This window comes from Agitococcus lubricus (assembly GCF_003051055.1).
GTDB lineage: Bacteria > Pseudomonadota > Gammaproteobacteria > Pseudomonadales > Moraxellaceae > Agitococcus > Agitococcus lubricus.
This window is the reverse complement of sequence record NZ_QAON01000004.1, coordinates 188,183-205,375: the sequence shown is the minus strand read 5'-3', so window position 1 is coordinate 205,375 and position 17,193 is coordinate 188,183. Positions and strand designations below refer to the sequence as shown.

The 17,193-nt window shown below is 45.0% G+C and carries 14 protein-coding genes; 4 read left to right on the top strand and 10 right to left on the bottom strand.

What is annotated here, in order from left to right:
* Positions 1-234 precede the first annotated feature (234 nt).
* The 9 genes from C8N29_RS06005 to C8N29_RS05965 all read right to left on the bottom strand — a co-directional run bounded on the left by C8N29_RS06005 (position 235) and on the right by C8N29_RS05965 (position 12,708).
* A complete protein-coding gene (locus C8N29_RS06005) occupies positions 235-1,749 on the bottom strand; it encodes a SpoVR family protein (RefSeq protein ID WP_107865136.1) in 1,515 nt (504 codons plus the stop codon).
* Entirely contained in the window at positions 1,746-3,020 is a 1,275-nt protein-coding gene (locus C8N29_RS06000; RefSeq protein ID WP_107865135.1) for a YeaH/YhbH family protein, read from the bottom strand. The genes C8N29_RS06005 and C8N29_RS06000 overlap by 4 nt, the downstream gene beginning before the upstream one ends.
* Before the next feature lie 104 nt (positions 3,021-3,124).
* Positions 3,125-5,047: a PrkA family serine protein kinase gene (locus C8N29_RS05995; RefSeq protein WP_107865134.1), complete on the bottom strand. Its 1,923-nt coding sequence runs from the start codon at positions 5,045-5,047 to the stop codon at positions 3,125-3,127.
* Positions 5,048-5,794: 747 nt separating this feature from the next.
* Positions 5,795-6,655 (bottom strand): symmetrical bis(5'-nucleosyl)-tetraphosphatase, encoded by an 861-nt coding sequence (locus C8N29_RS05990; protein ID WP_107865133.1) that lies wholly within the window; start codon positions 6,653-6,655, stop codon positions 5,795-5,797.
* Between the two features lie 74 nt (positions 6,656-6,729).
* The gene (apaG, locus tag C8N29_RS05985; protein WP_107865132.1) at positions 6,730-7,104 is read right to left on the bottom strand and encodes a Co2+/Mg2+ efflux protein ApaG; all 375 of its coding nucleotides are present in this window, start codon (positions 7,102-7,104) and stop codon (positions 6,730-6,732) included.
* The gene (rsmA, locus tag C8N29_RS05980) at positions 7,091-7,897 is read right to left on the bottom strand and encodes a 16S rRNA (adenine(1518)-N(6)/adenine(1519)-N(6))-dimethyltransferase RsmA (RefSeq protein WP_107865131.1); all 807 of its coding nucleotides are present in this window, start codon (positions 7,895-7,897) and stop codon (positions 7,091-7,093) included. The genes apaG and rsmA overlap by 14 nt, the downstream gene beginning before the upstream one ends.
* Positions 7,898-8,090: 193 nt before the next feature.
* Positions 8,091-9,071 carry a 4-hydroxythreonine-4-phosphate dehydrogenase PdxA gene (gene pdxA / locus C8N29_RS05975; RefSeq protein ID WP_107865130.1) on the bottom strand — a complete coding sequence of 327 codons (981 nt, stop codon included), beginning with the start codon at positions 9,069-9,071 and terminating at the stop codon, positions 8,091-8,093.
* The gene (locus C8N29_RS05970; RefSeq protein ID WP_170106903.1) at positions 9,068-10,363 is read right to left on the bottom strand and encodes a peptidylprolyl isomerase; all 1,296 of its coding nucleotides are present in this window, start codon (positions 10,361-10,363) and stop codon (positions 9,068-9,070) included. The genes pdxA and C8N29_RS05970 overlap by 4 nt, the downstream gene beginning before the upstream one ends.
* Positions 10,364-10,377: 14 nt before the next feature.
* Entirely contained in the window at positions 10,378-12,708 is a 2,331-nt protein-coding gene (locus C8N29_RS05965) for an LPS-assembly protein LptD (protein ID WP_107865128.1), read from the bottom strand.
* A gap of 76 nt (positions 12,709-12,784) precedes the next feature.
* On the opposite strand from C8N29_RS05965, the gene C8N29_RS05960 reads away from it, so the two are divergent.
* The gene (locus tag C8N29_RS05960) at positions 12,785-13,849 is read left to right on the top strand and encodes an aminoglycoside phosphotransferase family protein (RefSeq protein ID WP_107865127.1); all 1,065 of its coding nucleotides are present in this window, start codon (positions 12,785-12,787) and stop codon (positions 13,847-13,849) included.
* Positions 13,846-14,532 carry an N-acetylmuramate alpha-1-phosphate uridylyltransferase MurU gene (gene murU / locus C8N29_RS05955; RefSeq protein ID WP_107865126.1) on the top strand — a complete coding sequence of 229 codons (687 nt, stop codon included), beginning with the start codon at positions 13,846-13,848 and terminating at the stop codon, positions 14,530-14,532. Before C8N29_RS05960 ends, murU begins: the two co-directional genes overlap by 4 nt.
* Before the next feature lie 34 nt (positions 14,533-14,566).
* Here murU and C8N29_RS05950 read toward each other — a convergent pair whose 3' ends face one another.
* Complete coding sequence (locus C8N29_RS05950; protein ID WP_107865125.1) at positions 14,567-15,874, bottom strand: GGDEF domain-containing protein; 1,308 nt, start codon at positions 15,872-15,874, stop codon at positions 14,567-14,569.
* 85 nt (positions 15,875-15,959) lie between these two features.
* Between C8N29_RS05950 and C8N29_RS05945 the strand changes: the two genes are divergently transcribed.
* Both C8N29_RS05945 and rpe read left to right on the top strand, forming a co-directional pair.
* Positions 15,960-16,433, top strand: coding sequence for a protein tyrosine phosphatase family protein (locus C8N29_RS05945; RefSeq protein ID WP_107865124.1), 474 nt, complete (start codon positions 15,960-15,962; stop codon positions 16,431-16,433).
* Between the two features lie 69 nt (positions 16,434-16,502).
* Entirely contained in the window at positions 16,503-17,180 is a 678-nt protein-coding gene (rpe, locus tag C8N29_RS05940; RefSeq protein ID WP_239986968.1) for a ribulose-phosphate 3-epimerase, read from the top strand.
* The last annotated feature ends 13 nt before the right edge of the window (positions 17,181-17,193 follow it).

Below are 17,193 nucleotides of genomic sequence, written 5' to 3'. Positions count from 1 at the left end.
CTTAAAATTGCTTTATAGCTTACATTGAGTCTGATTGTTGTACCAGTTTTTCCTGAACGGCGCACAGCTCGCGGTAAAAGCAAGGCTATTGTATGTCGACTATACCGATTAGGCAGCTATTATTCATATAATAATAGCGAAAAAGATGAAAAAATAGACAAAAAAAGACCGATTGCATGCATTTAGCATGAAAATAATCGCATCGCTCTTCTCAACACAGGAGGGACAATCCGCTCAATGACTGTAAGTCTTAATACCTTCTTTAGTACAAGAAATGGTTTGTACACGTTTTTGCTCATCCCAACACTCTAAATGAACATCAAACTTCCATAAGGCGTAGAGGTGTTTGAGCACAGCGGAAGAGCTATCCGCCAGTGGTCGGCCACGTTGACGGATATGACGTAAGGTAATGGAGCGGTCGCCGCGTAAGTTGACACTCCAGACCTGTATATTGGGCTCATTCATGCTCAAATTATATTGGTTGGATAAGGATTGCCGTAGTTTACGAAAACCCGTGTCATCGTGAATGGCATCAATCAATAAGTTATCTTTTTTGTCATCATCAAGCACACTAAACATTCTAAATTCCCGCATGATTTTGGGGCTTAGAAATTGTTGAATAAAACTTTCGTCCTTAAAATTTTGCATAGCAAACTTGATGGTTTCTAGCCAGTCTTTACCGACTAATTCAGGAAACCAATATTTGTCTTCATCGGTAGGTTGTTGGCAAATACGTTTAATATCCTGAAACATGGCAAAACCAAGTGCATAAGGGTTGATGCCCCGATAATACGGTTTGTCAAAGGTAGGTTGATAGACAACGGCGGTGTGCGATTGTAAAAACTCCAACATAAAGCCATCGGTGACTAAGCCTTTGTCATATAAGCGATTGAGCAGGGTATAGTGCCAAAAAGTTGCCCAACCTTCGTTCATGACTTGGGTTTGCCGTTGAGGGTAAAAATATTGCGCGATTTTACGGACTATTCTGAGAATTTCACGTTGCCACGGCTCTAACAAAGGCGCATTTTTTTCAAAAAAATATAAAATATTTTCTTGGGGTTCTGAGGGAAAACGATAACTATCATCGGCTTTTTCTTTTTTGTGACTAATAGGTAAGGTACGCCATAAGTCATTAATTTGTGCTTGTAGCGCCGCTTCTCGCTCTTCTTGACGCAGACGCTCTTCTTCGGCAGAAATAGGATAGGGACGTTTGTAGCGGTCAACACCATAGTTCATGAGGGCATGGCAAGAGTCGAGCAAGGCTTCTACCTCGGCTACGCCATAACGTTCTTCACATTTACGAATATAGTTTCGTGCAAATACCAGATAGTCAATAATACTACTAGCGTCAGTCCACGTTTTGAATAAATAGTTACCCTTAAAAAAGGAATTATGACCGTAACATGCATGAGCTATGACTAAGGCTTGCATGGTGATGGTGTTTTCTTCCATCAAATAAGCAATACAGGGATTAGAGTTAATCACAATTTCATAGGCCAGTCCCATTTGGCCACGCTGATAAGCGTTTTCGGTACTGACAAAATGTTTGCCAAATGACCAATGGTGATAACCAATCGGCATTCCTACAGAGGCATAAGCGTCCATCATCTGTTCGGCTGAAATAATTTCAATTTGATTAGGATAGGTGTCTAAGCCAAACTCGCCTTGCGCAATGTCGCTAATTGCCGCGTCATAGGCTGAAATCAGTGGAAACGACCATTCAGAACCTGTAGAAATATAATGGGTCATGCAGGTTTCCTCGCAAATAACTCTCTAAAAACGGGATAGATATCGCTCGCTTCGATAATTTGTTGTAGGGCAAATTGTTCGGGGTAAGCCGCCTGTACTTCTTCATAGGCCAGCCACAAGGCTTGATGCTGGCGAGGCGTAATTTCGATATAAGAAAAATACTGTACGGCAGGAATAATCTGTTCTATTAGAATTTGCTGGCACAAAGGTGAATCATCACTCCAGTTGTCGCCATCGGAGGCTTGTGCGCCATAAATGTTCCATTCTTCGGGCGGATAGCGCGTTTGAATAATGTCATTCATCAGTTTGAGGGCACTAGACACAATCGTGCCTCCTGTTTCTCGTGAGTAAAAAAACTCTTGTTCATCGACCTCTTTGGCACTGGTGTGATGACGAATAAATACGACTTCTATTTTGTCGTAATTACGTTTAAGAAACAGATATAACAGCAAAAAGAAACGTTTGGCCATGTCTTTAGTCACTTGGCTCATCGAGCCAGAGACATCCATGACACAAAACATCACCGCTTGAGCCGTAGGTTTGGCTACTTTAATATGATGGTTGTAACGTAGGTCAAATGTGTCAATAAAAGGGATTTTTTCTAAACGTAACTTGAGTTTTGCTATTTCAGCCCGTAGTTCGGCAATACGTGCCACGCGTTCGGGTGATGTCTCTTCGGCTAAGAGACGATTCAGCTCTTCTTCTTTGACACGAATACTGCGTTTTTTGCCTGTCCCCAAGGCAATACGACGCGAGGTCGCCGCCCGTAAACTGCGTACAATATTGATTTTGGCGGGGTTGCCTTCGGTGACAATGCCTGCATTTTGCCACTCCCATGTTTCTAAACCTGCCAGACGGCGTTTGACTAAATTGGGTAGGGCAAGGTCTTCAAATAAAAAATTCAAAAACTCTTCTTGGGTGAGGGTAAAGTTAAACTCATCTTCGCCATTGCCTTGATTACTGGCTTTGCCACTGCCTTTGCCGCCACTACCGCCTTGTGGCCGTGGCACTTTATCGCCAGCGACAAATTCTTGATTACCTGTATGGACAATGTCGCGTGCGCCGCCAGAGCCATGATGAAAAACAGGCTCAGAAATGTCTTTAGTGGGTAAAGAGACAGATTCACCGCGTTCCATATCGGTAATACTGCGTTTGCTGGCTGCATCGGCAACGGACTCACGAATTTGCGCTTTATAACGGTCTAAAAAACGTTGGCGATTGACCATGCTTTTATGACGGCCATTCAGACGACGGTCGATGATATAGCTCATGTGTTCTCCAGCATTAACTGCTCCTCCCCTTAATTTAGGGGGAGGCTGGGAGGGGGTAGAGGTAGAACCCCACCCTAACCCTCCCCCTAAATTAGGGGAGAGAATTATTGCGCTTTTCTGAAGCGTAAATACCACTCACATAACAAACGTACTTGTTTTTCGGTATAACCGCGTTCGACCATACGACGAACAAAATCTTGGTGTTTTTGTTGGTCGTTTTTGTTGGCTTTGGGATTAAACGAAATCACAGGTAATAAGTCTTCGGTGTTGGAGAACATTTTTTTCTCAATCACAGCCCGTAGTTTTTCGTAAGATAACCATGTGGGATTTTTGCCGTTATAGTTAGCACGTGCGCGCAATACAAAATTAACCACCTCATTACGAAAATCTTTGGGATTAGAAATGCCCGCAGGCTTTTCGATTTTTTCCAGCTCTTCATTGAGGGCTTGACGGTTAAAAATCTCACCCGTATCTGGGTCACGGAATTCTTGGTCTTGAATCCAGAAATCCGCATATTGCACATAACGGTCAAAAATATTTTGGCCGTATTCGGAGTAAGACTCCAAATAAGCTGTTTGGATTTCTTTGCCAATAAACTCCACATAACGAGGGGCTAAAAACTCCTTAATAAAACGTAAATAACGCGCTTGCGTATCATTCGCGTATTGTTCTTGCTCAATTTGAGTCTCTAATACATGCAGTAGGTGGACTGGATTGGCCGCCACTTCGGCATGGTCATAATTAAAGACTTTGGACAAAATTTTGAACGCAAAACGTGTAGATAAGCCTGTCATGCCTTCGTCTACGCCTGCGGCATCTTTGTATTCTTGATGCGATTTGGCGCGTGGGTCGGTATCTTTGAGGTTTTCACCATCATAAATCCGCATTTTTGAGTAAATACTGGAATTGTCAGGGTCTTTGAGACGCGATAACACCGTAAATTGCGCTAACATGCGGAGCGTATCAGGCGCGCAAGACGCGGTTTTTAATGATGAACCATCGACCAATTTTTGATAAATTTGTATTTCTTCACTGACCCGTAAACAATAAGGGACTTTGACAATAAAAATACGGTCAATAAAGGCTTCGTTGTGTTTGTTGTTTCTAAAGTTTTGCCACTCTGACTCGTTAGAGTGCGCTAAAATTACGCCATCAAAGGGAATAGGACCGATGGCTTCGGTACCATTATAATTCCCTTCTTGGGTGGCGGTGAGTAGCGGATGTAAGACCTTAATAGGCGCTTTGAACATCTCCACAAATTCCATTAGGCCCCGATTCGCTTTACACAAGCCACCCGAAAACGAATAGGCATCAGCATCGTTTTGTGGAAAGTCCTCTAGCTTACGAATATCGACTTTGCCGACAAGGGCAGAAATGTCTTGGTTATTCTCGTCACCAGGTTCGGTTTTGGAAATAGCGAGTTGATGCAAGATGCTTGGATAAATTTTGACGACCTTAAATTTGCTAATATCGCCGCCAAACTCTTGTAAGCGTTTCACTGCCCATGGCGACATAATGCCGCGCAAATAGCGTTTAGGAATGCCGTAGTCTTGTTCTAAAATATCACCGTCTTCTTCGACATTAAATAAACCAAGCGGGGATTCGTTGATGGGTGAACCTTTAATGGCGTAAAACGGGGTCTTTTCCATTAAAGATTTTAAGCGTTCTGCTAACGAGCTTTTGCCACCGCCCACAGGGCCAAGCAAATATAACACTTGTTTCTTTTCTTCTAAACCTTGTGCCGCATGGCGAAAATAAGACACGATTTTTTCCACCGCATCTTCCATACCATAAAATTCACTAAAGGCAGGGTAGCGACGAATTACTTTGTTAGAAAAAATCCGCGATAGTCGAGCATCTCGACTGGTATCAATCACCTCTGGCTCGCCAATGGCCATCAATAAACGTTCGGCAGCCGTCGCATAGGCGGTGGGGTCATTTTTGCACAGAGTCAAATACTGCTCTAAGGTATATTCTTCGGGACGGCTATAGTCGAAACGCGATTGATAGTGTTGGAACAAACTCATGGCGAACCTCTTGATGTGTAGCCCTATAAATCCAAGTTTAGGTACTGAGGGTTGAGTGCTGAACAGGCAAAAACTCAGTTCCGCAATTCCTAAGACGTCTTATTTTTAGCTTAGACAGAAAATCGTAAAATGTTGTAAAAGTTTTGAGCGTTTTTTGTATGACACGGCCAAAACCTAGACAACCTTAGCCAGAACACGCGGGATATCAGCGATTTTATCGATAGTCAATGCTGTGTATTGCCTTGTCATGGTGGAGAGTGATGAACCGTGACGGCTGGCTGTGACTATCTATAACAAGCGTTTATGACCTTGTAGATTACACAAGTCTGAGACACGACTTTGTTTAATAACAATTACTTAAATCTTGTTATCTTGCTTCAATCTACGATAGTAAAGAAATTGTATGAGCAACACCTTAGCTATACGTGGTCTGTACGTATCTGCACATAAGCCTGATAAAATAGGCATCTAGGTTTTGCTCTGCATGTCTTGTGCCAGTTTAGAGATAATAGTTTGTGTTTTTACAAATGTGTTAGGAAGATGCGAGCTAGAGTGTAATGCCAGTTAGTTAAGCAATTTTTGCTGATTTGGTTTCGACTCCGCTCAACCACCTCGATTCCGCTCAGTCAACGCAAAAATGCGCCCTGAGCGTAGTCGAAGGGCTGTTTTTAAGTGCCCATTTTTCTTAACTAAACAGCATTCGAGCTATAGTGGGGGTATTGTGATGGGGGAGCACCATACAGTAGATTAAATCAGTAGATTACTCGGTTTAGGAGCGAGTTCTAAGCCACATTGAATACAGGCCGTTGTTGCGCTAAACAGTTGGCCGTCATCTAAACGATAGGCTAATAATTGCCCGCCCCATACACAGCCGCCATCCAACGCAATGATGGGCGCTTGTGGACCATTACCTTCGAGTGCTGCCCAGTGGCCAAACAAAATACGGGTATTTTTGATGCTCGGATTGGGGATATTAAACCAAGGATAATAACCTTCTGGCAGGTCTTCTAAGCCTTCTTTGTGGCTAAATTCGAGTTCGCCCGCTAAGTTACACAAACGCATACGGGTCAAATAATTGGTAATAACACGCCAACGTTTTGCGCCACGTAGTTGCTCGTGCCAGAGTGCAGGAGAGTTGCCGTACATGCCGCCTAAAAACTGTTGAATTTGGTCACTTTTTAAGATGGCAGACACTTCGGCAGCGAGGGTTCGAGCTTGGTTGAGACTCCAACAAGGGGGAATGCCCGCATGTGTCATCACCGCATTTTGATGGGGAATATCTAATAAGAGGGGTTGTTGACGCAGCCAATCGATTAGCTCTTGGGCATCGGGTGCGCTGAGGATATCGGCAGTACGGTCTTTCTTTTTAACAGGGCTATAACCATAAAAACAGGCCAATAAATGCAGGTCGTGATTACCCAATACCACACGTGCACTACAACCTAAGGCCTTGACTTGGCGCAATACAGCCAATGAATCTGGCCCGCGTGCGACTAAGTCACCCGCAAACCATAAACAGTCGTGTTGCGGATTAAATGCGATGATGTCTAGTAATTCGTTCAGCGCCTCAGCACAGCCCTGTACATCGCCTATCGCATAATCCGCCATTATGTCTCCTCAATTTTTTGTGAATACTAACTAATTTATGATTAAGCCATAGTCCACCGTACAAGTCGGTGTTGTTAATGTAACATGCGTGGGACAGCGAGACGAAAGACGGGAATACGGGCATTAAAGTGCAAGCCATGTTGGTCAACCATGCCATAAAAACCTTGCATGCTGCCAACGGGCGTTTTGAGTACTGCACCGCTGGTATATTTATAACTTTTTCCTGCCGCAATTAACGGTTGCTCACCAATGACACCATCGCCACGCACTTCTTCGGTGCGCGCTTCCCCATCTGTGATAATCCAGTGCCTTGTTAAGAGGCGCGCGTCTTGTTCACCTTCATTTTTAATATGAATATGGTAGGCAAACACATAACGGTTATCTTGCGGGCTGGATTGTTCAGCCAAATATTCGCTTTTTACGTCGATATGAATGTTATGTTGAGACATGGCTATCCAATTGATTAGTAAGTTGTACAAACTGTTGTACGCTGAGCACTTCTGCGCGTAGGTTGGGATTAATGCTGACCGCTTCAAAGTCTGCGTCACTCGCCAAGCCTTTTAAGCAATTGCGTAAAGTTTTTCGACGTTGATTAAACGCCGTGCTAACGACCTGCTGTAATAAAGATTCATTGACACAATTATAGGGCGATTTTTGCCAAGGTGTGAGCTTTACGACCGCAGATTGTACTTTAGGGGCAGGATTAAAGGCTTCGGGTGGTACGGCTAATAACCAATCTACTTGGCAACGATACTGCACCATGACGCTTAAACGACCATAGTCCGCAGTGTCGGGTTCGGCGCCCAGTCGGTCAACCACTTCTTTTTGCAGCATAAACACCATATCTTGAATAGATTGACTATGGCTGAGTAGATGAAAAATCAGAGGTGTAGAAATGTTGTATGGTAAGTTGCCAATGACACGTAATTGAGGTGTTTGATTGGCGAGCTGGGAAAAGTTGAATGCTAAGGCGTCTACTTGATGAATAGTCAATTGGCCTAAACCAGCTAAGGTTTGTGGTAAACGTGCTGCCAAATCGCGGTCTAATTCAACGACATGTAGATGTTGTAGGGCAGGGAGTAAGTATTGGGTTAATGCACCTAAGCCAGGCCCAATTTCTACCGCAAGTTGACCTTGTTCGGGCGCAAATGCGGCGACAATTTGTTGAATAATATTGTCATCATGTAAAAAGTTTTGCCCAAAACGCTTGCGTGCTTTGTGGCCTTGTAAAGAGTCAGTCATAGCAAATCAACAATATCATCAGCAAATCAAGGGGGAGGGGTAGTATAAGATACCCAGCCTTGCTGTGCAGAGATTTATTCAATAATTACGCATCGTATGAGTCATATCATCATAACGAATAGCTTGTTTAGTGCACGTCAAACCGTTGGCAAGACGGGAATCTGATTCGTCACTGGCGCAAGCAGGTATGCATTTATGATGTGCCATAGGCCATCGTTGCAGCCATTTGTAAGGCAGCCAACAAGCTACCTACCTTAGCCTGACCTGTCCCTGCTAAGGCTAAGGCGGTGCCGTGATCAACCGAGGTACGAATAATGGGTAAACCAAGGGTAATATTCACCGCTTCGCCAAAACCTTTGGCTTTTAAGACGGGTAAGCCTTGGTCGTGATACATGGCCAGCACCGCATCACAATGGGCGAGATTGTCAGCAGTAAATAAAGTATCTGCGGGTAAGGCTTCTGATACATCGATACCTTTGGCACGTAATTGCGACAAGGTCGGATTGATGATGTCGATTTCTTCACGGCCAAGATAGCCATTTTCCCCTGCATGCGGGTTTAAGCCTGTCACTAAAATACGTGGTGCAGGCAGTGCGAATTTTTGTTGTAAATCACGATGTAGAATGTCAATCACCTCGGTGAGCAGTTCAGGAGTGATTTGTTCGGCGACAGCGCGTAAGGGGAGATGTGTAGTCGCCAATGCGACCCGTAAATCGGGACAAGCCAGCATCATCACCACGTTAGGGACCTTGCACAGTCCTTGTAAAAACTCCGTATGACCACTAAACGTAAAGCCCGCATCGTTAATGACGGACTTTTGTACGGGTGCAGTGACCATACCTGCCGCGAGGCCATCAAGACAGGCATAAGTGGCGGTCTCGAGCATTTCGAGCACGTATTCGCTATTGTTAGGATTGAGTTGTCCCGTCACCACTTTATCACGTAGGGCAATAGGCCATACCGCTAATTGGCCTTTTGACAGCGTAGGGTAGGCGTTTTCGGGCTGATAATAGTGAATATCAAGCTCTAACCCTAGCTTATGCGCACGTTGTAGAAGCAGTGTCGGGTCGGCCATGACAACAAAAGGCAGATTCAGGTCTAAGTGTGCGAGTTGAATACAGAGGTCTACCCCAATGCCTGCGGGTTCGCCAGAGGTCACAAGTAGCGGCTTCATTGTTTTGCCTCGCTGCCATCTTTAATTTCGACAAAGGCTTCGGCACGTAATTCACGCAACCAATTCACGCGTTCTTCATCAAATTGACGGGCGTATAAGGCTTGGCGAGCGAGGCTACGACGGTATTGTTCGGTCATGTCTTGGTCGCGTTCGGCTAACACTTGTAAAATATGCCAACCAAATTGACTTTCAAATACAGGGCTGATGCCATTGATAGCCGTTTTATTCATCATATCTTCAAAGGCTGGCACCATATCACCCGCAGATACCCAATTCAAATCGCCACCATTACGTGCCGAGCCTGTATCTTCGGAGTAAGTTTGGGCTAATTCGGCAAAGTCTGCGCCTTTTAGTAAGCGCTCATGGAGTTCGTCGGCTTTTTGTTTGGCATCTTCAAGACTCATAATTTCTGAGGGTTTAATCAGAATATGGCGCACATGACGTTGCTTAATCAGCATCTGTTGTGCGCCACGTTTGTCAATCACAGTAACGATGTGATAACCCGCAGGACTTTGTAAAATAGCAGAAAATTGACCTTTGTTAAGTTTGTCGGCGGCCTCGGCAAATAAGTTGGGAAGCTGTGCAACTTTGCGCCACCCTAAATCACCGCCTTGTAAGGCGTCTTCGGCATTCGAGTATTCGGTGACCACTGTAAAAAAGGGTTTGCCTTGTTGCAGTTCGGCTAAGGCCTGCTCACTTTTAATTTTTGCAGCTTCCCATTGTTGGGGGCTGGCTTCACTTGGCACATTAATAGTGAGGTGCGCTAATCTAAATTCAGACTCTAGGGCGATGGCACTTTGTGGCGAGGCTAAAAAATTACTAATATCTTGTTCACTAATCCGAATACGGTCGCCCACTCGTTTATTACGTAAGCGACTAATCATCATTTCTTCACGGATTTGTTCGCGCACCTGTTGATAGGCACCCGCTTGTTCACTCTCTAGCTTGGCTCTAAAGTCGGCTAACGATAAGCCATTTTGATTGGCAATATCGGTGAGAGAGGCATTGAGACTGTTATCATCAACACGAACTCCAGCACGTTCCGCTTGGCTGAGCTGTATGCGTTGGACAATCAGTTGCTCAACCACTTGTTTGCGTAAAATCTCTACAGGAGGCATGGTTTGTTGACGATTGCGGTATTGATATTGAATATCCGCTGTACGTTGTTCGACTTCACTTTCGAGGACAACATCTTCGTCAACGATAGCAGCAATACGATTTAAGGCTTGTGGCGCTGCACAGACGGATAGGCTTAGCATACTCAATAACAACGCGGACAAAATATGACGCATAATCATCTCAAGAGTTAAAAACGAGAATTATTTTTGGTGTCTGGTTTGATGAGTTGGTAGCCAAACACACGATTAGCGAGTAGGTCGTTGACACCACTCGATAAGCCTGCGAGTCCTTTGAGCTTTAACTCAATAAAAAACGCACTGCGTTTACGTTCGGCAGCGCTAGTGTTGTCAACGTCTGCCAAAAACTGTCTGCGATAAAACGAGACCTGCCAGCAACAGGCGTCATAAGTCACACCCAATAAGGAATCGGGCGTTTCTTTGTTGAGTAAGTCATATTGCCACAGACCTAACATTTGCCAATGTAAACTTAAGGGCTGAATAAATGACAGGCTGGTTTGACGCAGTGCTTTTTGGTTTAGCGCTTGAACTTCGCGCCTAAAACTATACCCCAGATTAAATAATCGTTCGTAGGTATTGGGTAAATAATGCAATTGTAAGCCAAATTGCGAGGTGTTCCCATCTGCTGTCCACAAAGCATCGGCAGAGCCTGACCAACTGGCATTAAACTGGGCATTGATTTCACCTGCTAAACCAGAGGTTGAGGCGGTGGCGATAGGGTCGCTACTGTTCAATTGCACTTTGCGGTCACGAAAATAAAATACTTCACCTAAAGAAATACGTAAGCGTTCACTGCCATCTTCGTTATCAATACGCCGTGATGTTAAACCTAAAGAAATTTGGTTGGCATCATCAACACGGTCGCCGCCCGAAAAACGGCTTGCCCTAAATAATTGCGCAAAGCTAAAGGTTGTCGATGCAGTGTCAAAATTCGGTAGGTCGTTTTGTTCGTGATAGGGCGAAAATACATAAAATAAACGCGGTTCTAGGGTTTGGGTAAAGCTCTTAGCGGGACGTTCAAAGACTAAACCTGTATCTATGCTAAAGTGTGTGGCGTTAATGTGGCTGGTATTATGCATATCGCCATCTAAACGGTAAGCCAACTGCTTAAAACCCAATTTAGGCGTAACAAAACCCCACGGTTTATGCAGGTCATAACTCAGCTCTGGTTCAATTCGCCAACGTAAACCGTTCACTTCGGCACCACTGTTATCGGTAATGGAGCGCTGAAAGTGCGTCAACTCGCTCAAAAGATGGGTTTGTATGGGGCTAGAGTTTGGTAATTGTGCGGTTACTAATAATTGCGGTAAGCGCGCATAGGGTTTGTCTATATCTTGCAGTAAGGGGTCGATGGTTTGATAACCTTGTACACGAACTAAACCTGTCCAGTATTTACCCCAATAACTAAAGTCTGCACTACGCTCTTGATGTGTGGTGTTACTTTGTACAAGGTCTGTGCCTAAGTCGGTGAAATAAGCGCCGTCAGACACATAATTCACATTACTACTCAATTGCCAATTGGCAGGACGGTAACGGTGTCGCCATGTCGCGCGTTTACGGTCTAAATCTTCGTACAGTTTATCGCTAGGCAAAAAAGCGCCATTTACTTCACCTTCGCCCCATGTCGCCGTTAAATAACGAAACTCGCTTTCGGCCATCAACCCCCGACGCGATAAAATACGGGGCGTAAAAGTCGCATCATAATTAGGAGCAATATTCCAATAAATCGGTTGTGCAAAATCAAAGCCACCATCATTGGTTGTCCCAAAACGTGGGACTAACAGTCCCGACATACGACGACCATCAATCGGGAAGTTAAAATAAGGTACATAAATCACGGGAATGTCTTGTACGTGCAAGGTTGCACGTTTCACCGTTCCTCGACCTGTCGTCGGATTGAGGCTTAAGTCATGTGCCGAAAAGTACCACACACGGTCGTTGGGTTCACAGGTCGAATACTCGCCTGCGGCAATCGTGACAATACCCTGACTATCGCGTTGGATTTGGTCGGCACGGCCATGGGCATTCAAAAAAGTAGCCACAAATTCGGCACGCTCTAAACGGGCAATATCGCTTTGTAAGTCGATATCCGCTTGCTCGCCTGTCATCACCACACCGGGTTCGGCTAATAAAATATTGCCTTTGAATTTACCCGTATTTTGACCTTGAGAGAGTTCGGCATTATCTGCCTCAATTAAACGGCCTTGTTGGCTAATACGGACATTGCCATTTAATTTAGATTCCCCTTCGGGGTTATAATAAACCCATGCCGCTAAGGCTTCTACAGGTGTGCTATCAGGCGTAGGAGCTTTGACAGTACTGGCAATGGGAGTTATCCATGCACCCTGACATACTTTGGGATAAACAGGTTGTTGCTCGAGCGGTAGTTTGCCAATCTCCGCTTGAGTCAGCCAACCTAAACGCTGATAATTTACCGTCTCGCCAGCACAGGCAATACTCGAAATTAAGAAAAAAAATGGAAATAAACGCAGTTCTGGCATGGAGGCAACTTGGGTTGTAGACAAAGCTCAGCGATAATAACAAAACTTCGACCATTTTCAGCCATGAGTTTTTGTAATGGAACATTACTACAGCCAAGATAGCCGCCGTCAAGCATTGTATGAATGGGCATGTGCCTATGTTAAAACAAATACCGTGTATCAACCAGCCGCTTTAGACGTGGTTTCGGGGGATGCCAGCTTTAGGCGCTATTTTCGTCTTCAACACAATGCAGGCAGCTATATTGCGGTTGATGCGCCGCCTGCCAAAGAAAATTCACGACCTTTTGTTGCCATTGCCCGTGCTTTATATGCGCACGGTGTGCCTGTCCCACAGGTGATAGCGGTCGATTTTGACCAAGGTTTTATGCTACTTAGCGATTTAGGCGATACCTTGTTACGGCCTTGTTTAAGCGCTGAGCGCGTCGATGCGTTATATCAATTAGCCATGCGTGAATTGCTGCGTATCCAATCGTGTCCTGCACCTATTGATTATGCCTTACCGCCTTATGACCAAACAAAATTGCTCAGTGAAATGGCCTTGTTTAAGGATTGGTTTGTGGCGCAATACCTCGGACTGACACTCAGTCCAGAAGAAATCGCATTGCTTGACCAAACCTGTGTGCAGATTGCTGAACAAGTGGTGCAACAGCCGACCGTCTTTGTACACCGAGATTACCATTCGCGTAATTTAATGGTATTAGATGAACGGACATTAGGCGTGATTGATTTTCAAGATGCCGTGACGGGGTCGATTACTTACGATTTGGTGTCGTTATTGCGTGATGCGTATGTCGAATGGCCTGCTGCTGATGTGGAGCGTTGGGTAGAAGACTTCCGTCAAATGTTACAGCAACAAGGCGCGATTGCTCAGGTGTCACAGGCGGAGTTTTTAGCGTGGTTTGATTGGATGGGCGCACAGCGTCACTTAAAAGTCGTGGGCATTTTTGCCCGTCTGAGTTTGCGCGATGGTAAACACGGCTATTTACAAGATATTCCCTTAGTCTTTAAGTATTTATTAAATGAAATCAAGGCTTATGCCGAACTGCAAGACGTTTATCGGTGGTTATGTCAACGTATTCTACCTGTTTATGTGGCTAAACATGCCCAAGCCCAGCCATTTTTGCATGAGCATCTGACATGAAAGCCATGATTTTAGCCGCAGGCTTAGGCAATCGTATGCGGCCTTTAACCCTACATACCCCAAAACCACTCCTTGAAGTGGGCGGAAAGCCCTTAATCGTCTGGCATATTGAGGCATTAAAAGCCGCAGGTATCTATGAGATTGTGATTAATACGGCATGGTTAGGACATAAGTTGCATGACGCCTTGGGTAACGGAGAGGCTTTGGGTGTCAGGATTCAATGGTCAGACGAAGACGAGCCATTAGAGACCGCAGGTGGCATCCAACGTGCTTTAAGCTACTTAGGGGACAACCCCTTCGTATTAGTGAATGGCGATGTCTGGTTGCGTTATGATTTTGCCCGTTTAGTCGCACATGACCTACAGTCGAATTTAGCGCATTTAGTGTTAGTGCCGAATCCGCCACAGCATCCCCACGGTGATTTTGTATTTTCACGGCAGCAATCACCATCGCATGTGCAAGTCGAAGGGGATGAACGTTATACCTTTGCAGGGGTGAGTGTCTTATCACCCCAGTTATTTGCACAGTTGACGGCAGGTAAAGCGCCCTTAGCCCCCTTATTACGGCAAGCGATTGCACAAGGACAGGTGACGGCAGAGTATCACGGCGGCGCATGGGTCGATGTGGGGACCCCCGAACGCTTAGCGGATTTAGATTCCGCAATTCGTTCAGCAAAGATTTAGTCGTTTTTTCTGGTTGCTGTGTGTTGTCTACTTGCTAAAAATTGACAGTTGCATAACGTACCTGATTACGCCCTTGATGTTTGGCCTCATATAAATACTGGTCGGCCAGCTTTAACATGTTTTCTAAGTTGTCTTCTAAGCGGTCATTAAGCCCCATGCTCATCGTGACTTTGAGGTCTGGATGAATAGTATGCCACGGATAGGCTTCAATTTGAGCGCGTAAGCGCTCACACAAACCCACAGCCTGCGCGAGTGAGGTTTGGCTAAACGCAATCACAAATTCTTCACCGCCATAACGTGCCACCAAGTCACTGTTGCGGGTGTGCGTTTGTAATAATTGAGCCACCTGTTTTAAGACGAGGTCACCTGTGGCATGTGAAAAGTTATCGTTAATCCGCTTAAAAAAATCGATATCGCCCATCATAACGGTAAAAGGGTGTTGATAACGTAGGGCTTCTGCATGTAAACGGCTAGCGTACTCATCAAAATGGCGACGATTATAAAGTTGAGTTAACCCATCACGAATACTCAACTCTTTGAGTTGTTTGGCTTGTGCTTGAATTTTAGCGTGTGAAGCCTGTAGCGCCTCATGGCTGGTGGCTAAGTCTTCACTCATGCGGTTGAAGTTTTGCGCTAATAAGCCCAGCTCATCTTGGCGGCGCGTATTGATGTATTGCCGTAATTTACCTTCACCCATGGCACGTAAGGCGTGCGCCAATTGGCGTAACGGCAAACTGACGCGATTGCCAAATATCACCCCTAAGACTAAGGCTAAGAACAAGGCCGTGACGACACCGACCATCAAGGCTTCACGCATCGCATTAAGGTAGGTTTTATCTTGTTGCGATAGCGTTAATACCCCTTTAGGAACCGCATAACCAAACAGTTGGCCGTTAATATAAATGGGGCGGGCGCGTTGAATATCTTCATGGCTAAGTTGGTCGCCTACGTCATAGGGAGGTACAGCTAATAAAGCAAGATGATAGGGGTCAGATAACACAAAACGAAACGGGGGAAGATGGCTGCCATACACACTGTGTGTGTTGTTGGGTGCTTGTTGTAGGCTTGCACCTAAGCCCATATTATGTTGTGGCGTTTTCCCCAAAAAAGCGGCATAACGTTCAATAAACAAGCTAAAGGGTTCAGACTCTGTGGCACGCACCCAAGAGCCATAGGTTTGCACATACGCAATCACATCTTGTTCAAAGCGTGTGAAGGCCTCTTGCATCAGACTTTCACTGAACTTTGCTGCCAGTTTGTAATAGGCAATGCCGCCGACAACAGCAATGGACAGCAGATTCGTGAGCAGTAGCGCGAGCATCAATTTGAAGCGTAGGGTCATGCGTGGCGTGTCCGTTAAGTCCGAAAAATAATATGTATGCGCTAAGTGTAGAGTACACGAATCGCATCTGATAAGAGAATAAACGATGAATGACGGTATCTATCCCGCTAATTATTATCAAATACATGATTTATTAGCCTGCTCAGGCCAACCGAATGAAGCACAGTTGCAGCACATAGCCGCCTGTGGATATCAAGTCGTCATTAATTTGGCTTTAGTGAATAGCGAACCCTCGCTATTAAATGAGGACGAAATGGTATCTCAATTAGGTATGACCTATGTCCATATTCCTGTCTTATGGAATGCACCAAAACTGCAAGACTTTATACTATTTGCAGAGTTATTAACCGCATATCGTCGGCCTAAGGTATGGCTACATTGTGCCAAAAACATGCGGGCTTCTTGTTTTTTATATTTATACCAAAAACACATATTGCATTATGATGAAGCACGTGCCCGTTATCCGATGGCGAATATTTGGCAGCCCAATGAGGTATGGTCGGCATTTATAGAACAAGTCAGTCAGTATTTCTCCCGCCGTCCTGTTGCCTCTTGCTAAACAGAGGATTAGGCCTAGCGAGCGAGTTCGCGTACAATATACGCCATCATTCACCTGATTGTGAGAAATATGATGTCTGACTTTTTGATTGCGCCGTCTATTTTATCTGCTGATTTTGCCCGTCTAGGTGCGGAAGTAGATGCCGTTTTAGCCGCAGGGGCTGATATTGTGCATTTTGATGTGATGGACAATCATTATGTCCCCAATTTGACGGTTGGGCCAATGGTATGTAAAGCCTTACGCAAATATGGCGTGACCGCACCGATAGATGTACATTTAATGGTCAGTCCTGTTGACCGTATTATTGGCGACTTTATTGAAGCAGGCGCGAGTTATATTACCTTTCACCCTGAAGCCTCCGACCATATTGACCGTTCTTTACAATTGATACGTAGTGGCGGGTGTAAGTCAGGGTTAGTATTTAATCCTGCAACTCCATTGCATTATTTAGATTATGTACTAGATAAAGTAGATATGGTGTTGTTGATGAGCGTGAATCCGGGTTTTGGTGGCCAACAGTTTATTGCCAAAACCCTAGACAAAATTGCCCAAGCCCGCGACATCATAGACAGTAGCGGTTTTGCCATTCGTTTAGAAGTAGATGGGGGAGTCACCAGTAAAAATATTCGCCAAATTGCGCAAGCAGGCGCGGATACGTTTGTTGCAGGCTCCGCAATTTTTGGTGCAGACAGTTATCAACAAGCCATTGATGCAATGCGTCAAGAACTTGCATTGGTGACCCAATAAGTTGAGATAGGCA